The 14,233-nt window shown below is 38.9% G+C and carries 19 protein-coding genes and 1 pseudogene; 6 read left to right on the plus strand and 14 right to left on the minus strand.

Annotation, left to right across the window (positions count from 1 at the left end; genetic code table 11):
• Nucleotides 1–273 precede the first annotated feature (273 nt).
• Nucleotides 274–1,041 carry a nucleotidyltransferase domain-containing protein gene (locus tag MKY14_RS08015; RefSeq protein ID WP_340976219.1) on the minus strand — a complete coding sequence of 256 codons (768 nt, stop codon included), beginning with the start codon at nt 1,039–1,041 and terminating at the stop codon, nt 274–276.
• 213 nt (nt 1,042–1,254) lie between these two features.
• On the opposite strand from MKY14_RS08015, the pseudogene MKY14_RS08020 reads away from it, so the two are divergent.
• A pseudogene (locus tag MKY14_RS08020) lies at nt 1,255–1,407 on the plus strand (YHYH domain-containing protein); the annotation flags it as partial.
• Between the two features lie 199 nt (nt 1,408–1,606).
• A complete protein-coding gene (locus MKY14_RS08025; protein ID WP_254847683.1) occupies nt 1,607–1,864 on the plus strand; it encodes a tyrosine-type recombinase/integrase in 258 nt (85 codons plus the stop codon).
• Between the two features lie 435 nt (nt 1,865–2,299).
• Here MKY14_RS08025 and MKY14_RS08030 read toward each other — a convergent pair whose 3' ends face one another.
• From MKY14_RS08030 to MKY14_RS08050, 5 genes are all read right to left on the minus strand, one after another.
• Entirely contained in the window at nt 2,300–2,515 is a 216-nt protein-coding gene (locus tag MKY14_RS08030) for a helix-turn-helix domain-containing protein (RefSeq protein ID WP_340976222.1), read from the minus strand.
• Nucleotides 2,516–3,433: 918 nt separating this feature from the next.
• The gene (locus tag MKY14_RS08035; RefSeq protein ID WP_340976224.1) at nt 3,434–3,928 is read right to left on the minus strand and encodes a GNAT family N-acetyltransferase; all 495 of its coding nucleotides are present in this window, start codon (nt 3,926–3,928) and stop codon (nt 3,434–3,436) included.
• A gap of 250 nt (nt 3,929–4,178) precedes the next feature.
• Nucleotides 4,179–4,466: a YolD-like family protein gene (locus tag MKY14_RS08040; protein ID WP_340976226.1), complete on the minus strand. Its 288-nt coding sequence runs from the start codon at nt 4,464–4,466 to the stop codon at nt 4,179–4,181.
• A gap of 37 nt (nt 4,467–4,503) precedes the next feature.
• Nucleotides 4,504–4,749, minus strand: coding sequence for a LexA family protein (locus MKY14_RS08045; protein WP_340976228.1), 246 nt, complete (start codon nt 4,747–4,749; stop codon nt 4,504–4,506).
• Entirely contained in the window at nt 4,746–4,937 is a 192-nt protein-coding gene (locus MKY14_RS08050; protein ID WP_076306146.1) for a hypothetical protein, read from the minus strand. The genes MKY14_RS08045 and MKY14_RS08050 overlap by 4 nt, the downstream gene beginning before the upstream one ends.
• Before the next feature lie 215 nt (nt 4,938–5,152).
• On the opposite strand from MKY14_RS08050, the gene MKY14_RS08055 reads away from it, so the two are divergent.
• Together MKY14_RS08055 and MKY14_RS08060 are read left to right on the plus strand one after the other, a co-directional pair.
• Nucleotides 5,153–5,992, plus strand: coding sequence for a hypothetical protein (locus tag MKY14_RS08055; RefSeq protein ID WP_340976230.1), 840 nt, complete (start codon nt 5,153–5,155; stop codon nt 5,990–5,992).
• Nucleotides 5,993–6,060: 68 nt separating this feature from the next.
• Nucleotides 6,061–6,912 (plus strand): ATP-dependent DNA ligase, encoded by an 852-nt coding sequence (locus MKY14_RS08060; RefSeq protein WP_340976233.1) that lies wholly within the window; start codon nt 6,061–6,063, stop codon nt 6,910–6,912.
• A gap of 18 nt (nt 6,913–6,930) precedes the next feature.
• Here MKY14_RS08060 and MKY14_RS08065 read toward each other — a convergent pair whose 3' ends face one another.
• Nucleotides 6,931–7,179 (minus strand): helix-turn-helix domain-containing protein, encoded by a 249-nt coding sequence (locus tag MKY14_RS08065; protein ID WP_340976236.1) that lies wholly within the window; start codon nt 7,177–7,179, stop codon nt 6,931–6,933.
• A 317-nt stretch (nt 7,180–7,496) separates the two neighbouring features.
• On the opposite strand from MKY14_RS08065, the gene MKY14_RS08070 reads away from it, so the two are divergent.
• Together MKY14_RS08070 and MKY14_RS08075 are read left to right on the plus strand one after the other, a co-directional pair.
• A complete protein-coding gene (locus MKY14_RS08070; protein ID WP_340976238.1) occupies nt 7,497–7,736 on the plus strand; it encodes a hypothetical protein in 240 nt (79 codons plus the stop codon).
• Nucleotides 7,737–8,121: 385 nt separating this feature from the next.
• Nucleotides 8,122–9,021, plus strand: coding sequence for a C1 family peptidase (locus MKY14_RS08075; RefSeq protein ID WP_340976239.1), 900 nt, complete (start codon nt 8,122–8,124; stop codon nt 9,019–9,021).
• 107 nt (nt 9,022–9,128) lie between these two features.
• Here the strand turns inward: MKY14_RS08075 and MKY14_RS08080 are convergent, their stop codons facing one another.
• The 7 genes from MKY14_RS08080 to MKY14_RS08110 form a co-directional block, all read right to left on the minus strand.
• The gene (locus MKY14_RS08080; RefSeq protein ID WP_340976240.1) at nt 9,129–9,407 is read right to left on the minus strand and encodes a holin; all 279 of its coding nucleotides are present in this window, start codon (nt 9,405–9,407) and stop codon (nt 9,129–9,131) included.
• A gap of 3 nt (nt 9,408–9,410) precedes the next feature.
• A complete protein-coding gene (locus MKY14_RS08085; protein WP_340976241.1) occupies nt 9,411–10,178 on the minus strand; it encodes a M15 family metallopeptidase in 768 nt (255 codons plus the stop codon).
• Nucleotides 10,178–10,579, minus strand: coding sequence for a hypothetical protein (locus MKY14_RS08090; protein ID WP_340976242.1), 402 nt, complete (start codon nt 10,577–10,579; stop codon nt 10,178–10,180). Before MKY14_RS08090 ends, MKY14_RS08085 begins: the two co-directional genes overlap by 1 nt.
• A 101-nt stretch (nt 10,580–10,680) precedes the next feature.
• Complete coding sequence (locus tag MKY14_RS08095; protein ID WP_340976244.1) at nt 10,681–11,634, minus strand: hypothetical protein; 954 nt, start codon at nt 11,632–11,634, stop codon at nt 10,681–10,683.
• A 61-nt stretch (nt 11,635–11,695) separates the two neighbouring features.
• Entirely contained in the window at nt 11,696–12,031 is a 336-nt protein-coding gene (locus MKY14_RS08100) for a hypothetical protein (protein WP_340976246.1), read from the minus strand.
• A 551-nt stretch (nt 12,032–12,582) separates the two neighbouring features.
• Complete coding sequence (locus tag MKY14_RS08105) at nt 12,583–13,611, minus strand: hypothetical protein (protein WP_340976248.1); 1,029 nt, start codon at nt 13,609–13,611, stop codon at nt 12,583–12,585.
• Nucleotides 13,612–13,622: 11 nt separating this feature from the next.
• Nucleotides 13,623–14,231 (minus strand): putative phage tail protein, encoded by a 609-nt coding sequence (locus MKY14_RS08110; RefSeq protein WP_340976249.1) that lies wholly within the window; start codon nt 14,229–14,231, stop codon nt 13,623–13,625.
• Between the last annotated feature and the right edge of the window lie 2 nt (nt 14,232–14,233).

Below are 14,233 nucleotides of genomic sequence, written 5' to 3' on the forward strand. Positions count from 1 at the left end.
CCTTTTTATTTTGAAGTCGCATTAAACTGCGGTGACTATTGTGCAAATCTGCCCGTTACTTCAATGAAAACAGCAGGCTACCGTAGCGCCTGCTCATTAATGTGTATTATTCAACTAAAGTTCCCGTTAGCTCAATAGTCTTATGTTTTAATTAGAGTCGCTGCTTATAGTTGTGAGGCTTGCCGAACACCTAACGCAGTGACGTCCCGACGGGCTTAGGGGGCTGGATGTGGTCACTCGCTTCTCAGAGTGACCCGGAGCGTCAATATGGTGTTAGCCGAAGGAAGTTCTGGAAGCAGCCATTGTATTTAAGGCGTTCTCAAAATAGCTATATACTTCATCTGCAATTCCCAGAAACTCTTCAACAAGTACATTACTATCCAAGTAACAAGCATACAGATAATCAACTAAAGCGGAGTCAATCTCACAATAGTTTAATATGGCATTCTTCATCTTAATAATGTCATCTTGCCATACACCTGTATCTTCTAAAACCAAAGAGTATAATGCACGAATTAATCTCTTAGAGTAACCTTTAATATATCTAATTTTCATTGTGTTATCACTAGCATTAGAAAGTAAACTATGTATACGATCTACTTCCTCCTTGGTCTCTGTATTTAAGTCTAAAATGAACTCTGGAGAAATAATTATCGGTGGTACTTTTTCACCAACGTCATGACCATATATGCAAACACAAATTATCTTTACCCAAAAACCCCACTCATTTGGTTTACTTAATACATCGTCAATCGAGCAAATTATCGTATCAATCTTAGTTACTATTGGATATTCTTCCAAAAGCCTGTCTTTAATATTTGACAATCTTTCGTAATCAATATCTTTGGGATTTACACATACAATAGTAAAGTCTGCATCTGACGTAAAAGGTTTAGCAGTTCCTTTTGGAATCGAGCCACACATATAAATGCTATGAATCTTACCTTTGAATTCGGTAAGTATATTATCTATATACTTATCAACAAAATCCTTATATTCACTTTTTATTTCAATTCTATTTATAACCTTTTCTAATATCATATAGACTCCTCCTAAACTAAGAACTTCTTTCGGCTAACGCCTTTTTGCGAACTTCGTAAATTCGTCATGACTTAAGTTATTCGCGAAATCATTCAACTATCCTGCCCAGTTAGCTTAATAAGGGATAAGTGAAAATGTATTCTGATAGACTACTCCAAGAATCAAACATTGGGGTATTTATTTTTTATGAAAAGAATTTTTGTTTCAAGCTTCATGTCACTTTTCTTATTATTGATGCCTGTACTTGCTGAGGCACATCCAGGACGCACAGATGCAAATGGGGGTCATTATTGCCGCACAAATTGCGCAAAGTGGGGACTGGAAAACGGAGAATACCATTACCACAACGGTGGAGGTTCAGATTCTAAACCGGCTGCCACATTTGTAAGACGTTAGATTTTTCAGCTGAGGATGAAGCAACTCTATTCGGAGATACAAAAATGTTTAATTCGCAACGAACGATAAAACTAGTCAATCTATCATTAGCGATCTAAAGCAACACATTAAATATCAGAACCAAAATAAATTAGCTTGGAAGGGTTCCTATAGAGATGATGGAAACTTCATGCCAAAGTCTTCTTTATTCAATTCCTTTTCGAGAATTTTGAAACGGATCGGTCTTCCACCCATGCCGATTCACTCACTAAGACACACTCATGCAGTGCTACTACTAGAAGCAGGCAATGATATGAAGTATGTTCAGGAGCGACTCGGACACGGAAATATTACAATTACATCTGATGTCTATTCTCACATTTCCAAGAAGATTGAAGAAAGTAGTATGGAAAAGTACGAAGCCCACATGAGATCTATCCTCGAATAGCACCCACTATTTATTTGTGGGCATTTTGTGGGCACCGTCATTATAGAGGTCCCTTACTACTCCCACGCTCACACAAAAAAAACCCTCAACACCAAAGGTGTCAAGGGTTTAAAGGTTCTAGTACAAAGTCATGTATTGGTTTCTTTCCCACTCGTGAACCTGAGTACGATTTAGATTCACCGCAAAGTTAAAGATAATAAAGGGGTGCAAACACCTTATATTAATGAAAATATTAATTTTCGAAAAAGTTATATGGGGTTATTAACTGTTGTATCTGGGAGCAAAACGGGGGCGATGCTGGGGGCTCCCCGTCTTTGTCTTCTATAAATAAATATGTATCTACAAAGTTTAAAGTTATGCTGCATCTCTCATATTTGTTTGCTGAAAAGATGATCTACACGAATGTTTTTTTAGCAATAATAAAGCCGTCCAGGTTTAATCCTGAGACGGCTCTTCTACATGCTCAATGATATCGTTTGGTTGTACTCCGAAATGACTACAAAGCTTGTCCAGCACTTCCAAAGAGATATTCTCACCCTTACCCATCTTCGCTATCGTGGACGGACCAAGGCCAAGTGCCTCCCTTAAATCCTGCTTCTTCATTTCATTTTTCGCTAATAGCACCCATAAGGGCTTGTACGAAAACGGCATTATATTCACCTTCCTACTACTTCATGTATCTATGATAATAAAAAAAATACAGGAAGTCAAACTTTATATTTGACTTAATATACAGTATGTGATATATTAAATACAGGAAGTGAAATCAAAACTTCCCGAAAGGAGATAAGGGATGAAGGATTGGGTACAACTCCTAACAGCAGCAATACAATGTTACACAGCTTATCTACTGCTAAAGGAAAAGAAAAAAGGAACCAAACGCCGCGCACCACGCAAACGTAAATAGGTTCCCGAGGAAGGGATTGAGCCCCTTCCTCCACCCAATCATAACACACATGCTCTAGAAAATAAATTAGCCGGCGGGCATACGCGGGAGGGTTATGAATGTTGAATATAATCACTTGGATTGTTATCGGAGTATCACTTGTTTTGTCCATCATTGCAATGATTAGATCCCGGAGACGCCACTGATGATAACGATACAACGACAGTACCATTACTCAAATGACAGTGCTGCTTACTTTGGATTGTCCCAGAGTACTTTTGAAGAACTAGGAGCACCCCCTAAATTATGAGATGGGAAGAATTAAAGCCGGAATAGTCCGTGCGTATCTGTGACAATCACGATAGCGGATTTGGTGGAAGGTGTGGAAGAGTAGTAGCTATTGGTACTTTTATTGGAATCAGCGAACGTATAGGTTCGTTAATTGACATACATGAACCACTACTAGTAATTATTGAACCAGAAGCCCTCGATGAGGTCGACTTCAAATTAATGCCACTAGGATGGGCTGAATTTGATATATGACCTATCAAATTATAATGCCTCGTCAGCATTATCACTGACGAGGCGATTCTCACAATCGTATTAGCTAGGTGTCTTATTGAGCTATCGTTTCCCGTTAGCGTAATGAATTTTACCGAATGTCCCGATGCGATATTATGGTGTTATGTGTAGTTCCTGCCTTCTAAAGAATATACATAATCTATATGTTTTCTAACAAAACCAACAACTTTTCTTTTTTGATGTATTTTGAATCCAACACTCTCATACATTTTTTGAGCAGGTATAAAGTCGATATTAGTAGTTACAACAATTTTCCTAACATCATTTTTTATGATTCTATTAACAGCTTCTTGGAGTTGCATTTTACCATAACCATTGTTTTTTTGTTTTGTAGCAATACAATTATGTCCGATTTCCACATAATCAGGTACATTTCTTGGGTCCCATGAAACAAAACCAATTGCTTCATCGTTTAATGTAGTAATAAACCCACATTCATCCGCAATCTGTAAATTATCAAAGAAGAAATTATTAAATTCCTGCCAATCTGAACTACAATTTTGTTCATATCTGCAATCAAATAAATAAGCATCTGTCAACAATTCAAAGATTAACCCACGGTTAAAATCACTTACTTTTCTAAATTTTATACTCATACATTAATCTCCTTTTCTTTGCTAAGATGTAAATTTCAATTTCTTGTCAATATATTTTCGAAATATTTTAGTTTGTATGTCGTATAACGTTTATTACACGATACCGAGTGGCTTAAAGTGATGTAAAAAGATAAGTGAAGCCATAACGTTATATTCACGAAGTTCGTAAATTACTCCATCTCAAAAAGAATTCGAGAAACGATTGAACTATCCTGCCTGTTAGCTTAATACGAGATAAAGCGACACTCGATTAAGTGATTGCCTCAATAACTTCCTCTAGTTTAATCCATTCCCAATCGTCATCATGATGGAACTTAATCTGTTTCAACTGCCGATCGACTCTCATGACTATTCCATGGATGGATCTGTCCTCATATTCCCCAAACAATGTAATCGTGATCAGACTGCAATCCTCTAAAGATTGAGCTAATACCTGTGAGATTTCAGCTAATGCTTGAGGATCTAAATCAGGCTTTGATCGCACCTCTTCTTTCAGCGAATCGTCCAGAATCCTATTTTTATGCTCAGGCATTATCATCCGACTTCCCTCCCATAGTCCATTACTTTCAAGTTTCTTACGCTGTTATGATTTCATTGTCTTCGTCGACTCCCTTAATAACTCTCAGCGCTCGTGGCATGTTCTTACCTCTCTGTATGTACCCCTTAATCTCTAGGCGCTCCATGTGCGCATGTATTACCGCTGTAGATGACAACCCTACCTCCTTGGCAAGTTCACGTAACGTTGGTGGATAGTGATTGATTTCGATCATCTTAATTAATGATTTGAGTATTTCTTTTTCTTTATCCGTTAATGACTTCATGCAATTGCTCCTTTATCACTTGGCTGCCAAGCTAATATATTTACCATTAGAAACACTCTTGGCGCTCCTGTATTTAAGCATGTCGCACGAATCTTCCCATCCTTTATGCCTTTAACTTCAATTTTACGCTGAGTAATCTTGCCGACTTTATCTAAGTAAACAATTTCAACGGTTTGACCAATCTGCATTTGCAAGTTGATAGCCCCCCAAAATAAGAACGTTCGTTTGCCTTATAACCAAACATGCGTTCGTTAATCAACGGAAATCCCATCACTAAATGTCATTATTATGAATTAATAATTATAATATTCTTTTAATTACATATTTAAGAAATTATGTTTAGACAGAACGCTGCAGTTACCATAATCTGATCCTACAAAAAATAAAAAAGGTGGAATATGAATTGTCAAAAAAAATTAAGCTTAGCCTCACTTCTTTAATTGCAGTTTTAATTATTGCATTAATCACAACTCTTACCACAATCCCATCAACATATGCTTATACAGGTGGCTATCTGCATGGTAAACAAGCTATTGTTTACTCTACCCTTTGGACAAGTCAATATGAGTCTACTTACCTCGCAACGGATGGGGACGAAGCTACATTCTATACACTTCCTGCGGGAAAAATTTTAACCGTTGACCTTGGTACTAATTCTAAAATTGACTCTTGGAGATTAAACATTAGTGCAATGGCAAGAGTTCAATTTTACTCTGAGGCTAAGTCCTATGTAACTGGGTTTGATACAGATTATTATTATGGTACAAATCATGATGGAAGTCTAAAGCAGACAAACGGAGTGTCTCCTACTGCGAGATATGTAACAATTACACCGATTGCAAATGTTGACTTAAAGATCACTGATATTGATTTCTATAATTCGGCCACTACTCCTGAGCCTACAGCAACTCCAGAACCAACAGCCACAATTGAGCCTACACCTACTGCTACGGTAACACCAAGTCCCGATCCAACAGTTACGCCTTCACCGACTCCAGAACAGCAGTCAGGCGATCGTGCAATTCTGACAATAATAATGAATACCGACCTTGTGAAAGAATACGACTTGTCAATATCAGAGGTTCAAGCATTTTTAAACTGGTATGACTCAGCTTCCGGATCGGCTCGTTACGGAATTGATAAGCATGACAACAACAAAGGCCCATTCACTAAACGAACCGATTACGTTGTGCATGACAAGATCCTATCGTTTGAAGTTAGTGAGTATACTTTAACAAAATAGCTTTTCCCAATACTTGCCTCCTCTATCCTTTGTAGCCACGAGCTATAATTGGATGAAGGAGGTTTTATATGTTTATATCACCTATGTTATTACAAACTGCTGCTGGACCATTCAGTCACAGTGATTTTATATATGAACCAAAGATAGATGGGCATCGTCTTATTTATTCTCAAGAGTCTGGTAAGATCCGGTTATATACACGGCATGATATTGATTGCACTCGGCAGTATCCTGAATTACATCTTCCATTTGCGAACGATGTTGTTTTGGATGGTGAAATAGCCTGTGTTGATCCTACAACCGGAGTATCAGATTTCGAATCTGTTATGAGTCGTTTTCAGACAAGACGAGCAGAGAAAATAGTGCAACTCACCGGGACGCTCCCGGCGTATTATGCTATCTTTGATATCTTGATGTACAAAGGCCAGGATCTTCGTGGATTGCCCCTGATGAGCCGTAAGGAGATACTGGCGGGATTAACTCAACCCTCTAATAACTTTGGAATAGTACCTCATGTGGAAGGTGCTGGAGAGGCTTTATTTGAACAGATCGAAACTCGTGGTATGGAAGGCGTAGTAGGTAAGCATAAAAACAGCGTATACGAGACTGGCCGCCGCTCTCATGCATGGCAAAAGGTCATCAATTGGACTTATGCAGAAGTATTTATTACAGGTTATCGCAAACAGGAATTTGGGTGGCTGGCTGCTGTTCCATCCGGTACGTCCGGAAAGCTACGTCCTGAACTTGGCGCGTCACCGATCCATAAGCAGGCACTCAGAGGCGTTGCCCAGCAACTTGTAAAAGGCGAGGATAAGGATTTTGTACATCTTGAACCAAGATTACGAGCAAAAGTAAGAATGAGGAACTGGACCAAATCTGGCATGCTTCGAAGCCCAGCATTTACAGAGTTTATTGTATAAAAAAAGAGTCACCCAGGATTAACCCTGTGGTGGCTCTTTTATTTGTGAGATGTCTTCATGTCCAGATTCAGCTATATGCTCCACGATTTGATCTAATGGAACGTTAAAGTAATTACACGTTTTGTCCAAGACTTCCATAGAAACATACTCACCTTTCCCCATTTTTGCCAGTGTGGCAGAAGATAGACCGAGCGCTTCCCGGTAATTAGATTTTGACATCTCTTTATCAATAAGCATCCGCCAAAGCGGTTTATATGAGAATCCCATACTGAACTCCTTTCAGTACTCTTATTTTCACATTATAGAATATTATATTTAGGAAGTAAAACATTTAACTTCCAGAAAGGAGACAGTACATGAAAGATTGGGTAACGCTCCTTACAGCAATCATTCAGCTCATTATCGCAACACTGCTGCTAAAGGACAAAAAGAAAGGAACCAAAAAACGCCGCGGACCACGCAAACGTAAATAGGTTCCCGGAGAGTAGGGGTTGCCCCCCCTGCTCTCCACCCAATCATAACAAAATGGCAATCGGAATGCCAATACAATAAATCTGCCGGCGGGCATACGCGGAGGTGATGTCATGAATAAGCAAAAAATGATTCACATCAATTGGACTGAGCAGGAAGCAAGCATCTATTACGTGGTTAAAGATGGTTATTCAAAGGCTCACGACAACGGGGAAACTGTAACGCTGAACGGATTCAGCGGAGTGTACACCTTCAACAAACAGACAAAAACCGTAACCCTCAATACCGGGACGGAAATGAGAGAGATAACCGTGACTAGTTGGAAGTTTTTTGAGGCACCTACTCCCGTCTGACTCGAAATAACATTAAGGGGCTACGGCCCCTCTAAAGGAGGAATGTATATGCTGAATGTTATCACTTGGATTGTCATTGCTGCTGGCATGGTTGTCTCAATCGCGGCATTGATTAAAGCCCGCCGGCGTTGAAATACAGGAACAAAAAAATAACCCGTTAGGCAAAATTGCTGACGGGGCTTTTTTGTGCTCGAGGAAGCATGGCTACGTTTCGAACAGTTTGATCAGTCCAGTAGGTTTAGCGAAATTCTTTCATTGGGCACCTTTCTATTCCGTAACAAATTGTATACATTCCAAACCACTTTATAAAATCCCTGTGTATTTTCTATTCAAAAGGAGATATTACTATTGTCTTTTAGAAAAAAGCTGATAAGGAGTGGTACACATGAGTTACGAACAACAGTTTAAAAAGAACATAGAAGAAGCATTAAATGATGCAGGAAATCCATGGACGACTAAAGATAATGACATTTCTAATTTACCACCAGCAGAGAGAAAGAAATATTTAGGAGCAAATGCACCGGATGATCACAGAACAAACGCAGCGTATCCATCAAACCCAGGTACAACAATTCTCCCTCAAAACTATGATCTTCGTAATGTTAATGGTGAGAATTTTATAACCCCCCCTAAGAACCAAAGTTCATGCGGTTCATGTGTTGCTTTTGGTGTAATTGGCGCTATCGAAGGAACTTTAAAAAAGCAATTAGGTAATCCAAGCTTGACTGTAGATATTAGTGAAGCCCATTTATTTTTTTGTAATGGTGGAAAATGTGAAAATGGATGGTGGCCTGATCCTGCCTTAAATGTATTTAAGAACTCAGGAATCGCTGAAGAAGCATGCTACCCCTATAATAAAGGGTTACAGACAAAGGATTGCTCAGGATTACAACTTGATCCTAATCGAAATAAGTATAAATTAACTTCGTCCTCTAGGCTGTCCAATAGTACCAACATTAAAGAATGGCTTATAAATTACGGGCCAGCGATTGCATGTTTCGATGTATATAGAGATTTTTACTCATATGGTTCCGGTGTATATAAACACTTATCTGGGAATTTAGAAGGAGGGCATTGCGTAATAATTGTTGGTTTCGATGATAATGATCAAGGTGGATGTTGGATTTGTAAAAATAGTTGGGACGTTAGCTGGGGGGACAAAGGGTATTTTAGGATCGGTTATGGAGAATGCCGTATTGATACTTGGGGGAATTATGGTGCCAAGGGTATTCAGGTAAGTAAAATTGGAGTAACCGCTGATAATATGGAGGTTTTATCGCACTAAAAAAGGAAAATATAAGACCGATGTACAATGGATATTTAATTACAGACAATTTTTTCGCATTATAACCAACAAAAAAGCCCACCAGCCTAGAGCTAGTGGGCTTTACATCAATCCTTCGTGTTACCTTCTCTCTTGTTGAACGCCAGCTCAAAGAACCCCGTTGCAGACAACCCTGCAAGGCCGCCGGACCATAACCTTAGTCTCAGAGATAAATCAGTAAACGGGTAAGCTACTACTCCGATTAAAAGGCCTATAACTAATCCGATGACTGGAAGTAAATTATTTTGAACATTGAATGTTTTCTTCACAAATTGAACTCCTGCCAACACAAAAACGGCGATCACCGAGGCAAACGCCAGTACATTAGTTAGGTTTTCATTGTCCATAAATTATTTATCTTCCTTCGCAAATAATCCCATATTGTACAACATTTGAACCACATTAAGTTCTAGTTTTGATTTTTCTGCCGATGTAGTAATCGCTCCAACCGCTTTAGCAGCTGTAATAGCCTCACTATAATTGATGGCATATGTTTCCTTGCCCGAGATGTTTAATCGCTTTTCTACGTCCATTAGGCGCTCATCCTGTTTCGTTATGATTGCTTCTAACTCCTCAATTTTACTCATGTCTTCCTTTACCTCCTCTTTTAGTCGATCTATAATAGCCGTTGCTTTTGCCATAGCAATCTCTGATGGTTTGATACCAGCTCTCAGCTGAGTAAGAGTTAAGCCAAAGACCAATTGGAAATGAGGGTAATCCTTAAATGATGTCCAGTCACCGCCCCAATCAAAGCCGAGCTTCTTAGCTTCTTCCACTACTTCAATCCAGTCTTTGATGTTGTTTTCGTTGTAGTCTCGGTTCATATCCCATGAGACACTGGACCCATTTGGCAGCAGCAAAGCGAAATCAACAGCCAAACCAAAATTGTGATAACTATACCCGCCTTTAGCATTGGTCACTATAGATCCGGGTTTTGATCGCCCTTGTGCGTAGAGAGCGTCTTGCTCCGCAATAGTTCGTAATCCTTGAGTAATAACAATAGGCACTCCCCGAGCGTAACAGCGTTCAATTATAACTGTTGCAGCTGCTAAAACTACGGGATGTAAACCAATCAATCTCGTAGATGATTTACTTTTCACTTGATCTAAGGTTAACATTACGCCCCTCCTTTAAATAAAAAAGCGATAATAGCGAAGATAGTACCGGACAGAACGTATTTAAGTAGATCGATAAACACTTTCCGTTCGCTCTTACTATCCGTTTGCGATTGTTGTAATAACTGAAACACACGAGAATCCAATGTATCCCACCGCCGCATAATCTCGTTGAATTGGATCTTCATTTCGATTGTGGATTCTTTGATTTGTTTTACATCTTCCTCATGTCTAGACCGCTTCTCTTTAAGCAATCGCAGCTCAGTGCTAAATGTGGCATGTTCTGCGCCGAAGCGCATCAACTCGTCGGACATTCCGGACAAACGATTTTCAACATCATCCATACGATTCTCCAAGGCTACACCTCCGGTCCCTCCTCCTAGATTGACTCCCCCAACTGACATAAAACAACTCCCCTCTCTATCTATTGATCAATATAAATAGCCCCCGAATCAGATCCGAGGGCAAAATAAAAACACGCCGTTTTTAACGACGTGTTAATAATTTAAGTTGGAAATTCATTTTTCCTTTTTAGTACCTTTTCATCTGGTCGCCCGGAATCATTAATCGTCTTAACATCGATAATTTCATTATCATTTACTTTAAAAGATTTTATACCAGAGTAGCTATCAATTTCCGGAATGAAGAATTCCCCGTCAAAATAGGACATAAAATAGGGAGTGCCTTTAAATCCTAAATCATTATAAATATTTTCCACTAAAGAAAAATCAGATAGGCTCTTGACGCGTATAAATTTCTCTGGGTATACACTCATATAAAAGTAGTCCCCAATTCTCTTTATATCGTTCATTGTGCTATATTCTTCAGGAACTGGGTACTGTTCTACCAAATTAATATTCCCAGCAGAATTGTAACTAGCAACAGAAATTTCTCTTGGCCCACTGACGAAGTACATATTTCCGTCAATCATGGAAAACGACCGAGTATATGTGTCTTCTAAAAAATCTAAATGGACTTTGTTAGTAATGGATAGTTGTCCATTATCTAACTCAAACGTGTATATCTCTTGCGTTGTCGATGTTAACACATAGAATCTTTTCGCGGTGGGATCATAAATAGTTTTATGTGGCCTACCATAAATTTTATCAATTACTTGTGTTTTTTTAAATCCTTTAGAAGTTAGAGTATAGACGATTAATCTATCTCTGCCAGAATCCTCTGAAACAAATGTTATGCCATCACCTGCTATAGAATGTGGACCTGCAATATCATCATCTAATGTCTTCCACTCTTTAATTGGTTTAGTCATGTCTCGACTATAAATGATTCTATGGTTCCAGCAATCTACAATAAAATAAATTCCAGAAATCTTAGTAGTATAGGTTGGTGTATATAATCTACTTGTATAATCATTGTCAGATGCTTGTGCGCATGATGAAAACATAAGTGTGAACACTATTAAAATGGAGAGCGAAAATGACTTTCTCCAGTATTTCAAAAGACCACCTCCGTATTTATACGATCCTTATTATAAACTATAAATTTAAACATGTGTATGACTACCTTGGATAAATGCTTTTCCTTTTAATAGATTCTGATAATGCCCCTTCAAATTCTACATTCTTATAAACATTACTTAAAGAAATATCATTAACATCAAATGAAAGGAAACCATTATACCTGTTACCTATTTCAGTGATATAAACCTTTCCACCAAATTCGCTTATGAAAAATGGAATGTCGCTAAACCCCAATAACTCATATATATTCTCATACCTTCCGAACTCAAGTTGGTTTAAATTTGTTAGGCGTATAATCATAGGCGAAGAATTCCCACTGAAGTTGGTGGTTGAAGTAATGTACCAGTAATCCCCAATCTTTGCGATATCATTCATACTATACATCTCGTCTAGAACAACAAACTCACTATCAACGTCGTATGATCCGTCCTGATAATTAATGACGGTAATCCTACCAGGACCACTTACAAAATAAAACTTATTATCTATAATCCGAACTGAGCGTATATAGGTGTCAATCAGGTTTGTAATTACCACTGGTGATCCAAAAATAGATTACCATTATTCTTTTTAAAGCAAAAGATATTCTGACCTGTCACAACGTAAAATGCTTGTGTTAAGGGATCATACTCAGTATGGTGTGGACGGTAACTAATGCCACTAAATCTCTGCTTAAATTTAAAATTCGAGTCTATAACAATCACTTCGTGGCAACCGGTATTATCAACAACATATATATCCCCATCACTCGCAATAGTGTGCGGCCCCGCGAATTCAAAATCAACTGTATTCCAGTTCCACAATGGTTGGTTGATGTCATCTGTATAGATAACTCTGTGATGCCAGCAATCAACTATAAAGTAATTGTCGTTTAGTTTAGTGATCTGTGTGGGCGCAAACAGTCTCGCTTGATAGGGTTCATCCCTTCAAGGTGGGCATAATCTAATGATTGACATTTTAGACAAAGAGCTCATTAGTGTCAGATTTCCTCCTGTATCTTGAAAAACTTGAATCCTTAGAGTTTCCCCAACATTTAATATTAGCATTGCCGTAACATTGTTTCGGCTCGAATATGCACCGCCAGATGCGTTGCTGTTATATGCAACTTCTTCAGTTTCATTTTTTAGTATTTTCATGTTTCTGATACCCAAATTACTGACAGACACTCCAATAGTAGCTTGGATAAAGTACATCCCTGACTTATTAATAACCACAGTCTCAATTCCTGCAGAGGTTATAAAGGAATCTGTGTCTATTACCTGTACATCCCAGTCAGGAGATATCCATGTTCCACTAGGGATTATTTTGTCAATACTACTTCTATATTGTGCTCTAGGAGGATTTAAAATAGTGTTTATTTGATTTTGGATACCGCCTGTTAATCCATCTAAATATCCAAACTCTGCATTTGATACCGTACCGCCTCCAATCTTGGAAGCATCAATTGCTGCCGTTGCATTAATATCAGAGTTGACAATTACTCCAGCTGTTAATGCCGCTGCACTTGTACCAGCTGCCATTGTAATATCACCGGAGATCGCCGGGAGTCTTGCTGCCGGTAGTGTGCCGCTGTTAAGGTCTGCGGCTGAACGTGTGGGCAGATCCGCCAGGGATGCACCTGTTTTATTGAGTTTGTTCCACGCAATGGCAGCGGAGGCACTTACATCAGCATCCACAATCACGCATGGAGCAATAGCTGTTACTCCATCTCCGTTACTGGTTACATCCCCCGTATGATTAGGATGTGCGTAGTTATTTGCTCCTGTTGCGATACCCGCCATCTTTGTTTTCTCGGCTGCTGTGTAATCATTGGTAGATAACTGTTTACCTGTGACCTTATCAACCTTGTTATTAACAATCGTGTCTAAGATATCCATATTTCCGTTCAAATCGGCAATATCAACGATATCTGTTCCCTCTGGCTTCTTTAAGCCCAAATTTCCTGTGGTTTGCATGTGTCACTCTCCTATCCAAAAGTTCTTAAGTCGTTCCACGTTCCGGTGCCAGCAGTATTCCAAGTTATCGTTTTAAGCGAATCCCAATATGTGTACGTATAAGCAAACTCATAGGCCAAGTGTGCCGGCTTGATTTCATCGAGTATCTGAAATAGCCCAGCCATATTCGGTGGAATGCCTAGAATGCCTATGAATCGGACGATAAATCGATATTCCCCTGGAACTTCTTCTACCGATACTTCCCCACCAGCAAAAGCCGATGCTGTTCGTTGAATCATTTCAGGTGTCGTTGTGCCTGTTCCTCGTCTTTTAGCTTTGACCATTTCACGTCTACTGACATAAGACTTTGATGGATCCGAGCTTAATCCAAGTTCAGCCTCCCAACGCGCAAGGCTCCATGTTGCAGTTTCAACATATGCCTGATCTAGCACCTCTTGAACCCTCGTAGTTAAGCCATATATTTCAATGCCTAATGATTGCTGCAGTTCTTCTATTTCTTGAATACCCTTGTAATATGGCGGTAGGTATTTCATAAGATCAACCGTATTTACATCGTCTATATCCTCTAATTCATTAGCCGTGAAAAGAAGAGTGCTATATAAAGATTCTCCATAGCTCAAAC

It is taken from the genome of Paenibacillus sp. FSL R5-0887, from assembly GCF_038002305.1.
Lineage (GTDB): Bacteria > Bacillota > Bacilli > Paenibacillales > Paenibacillaceae > Paenibacillus_AQ > Paenibacillus_AQ odorifer.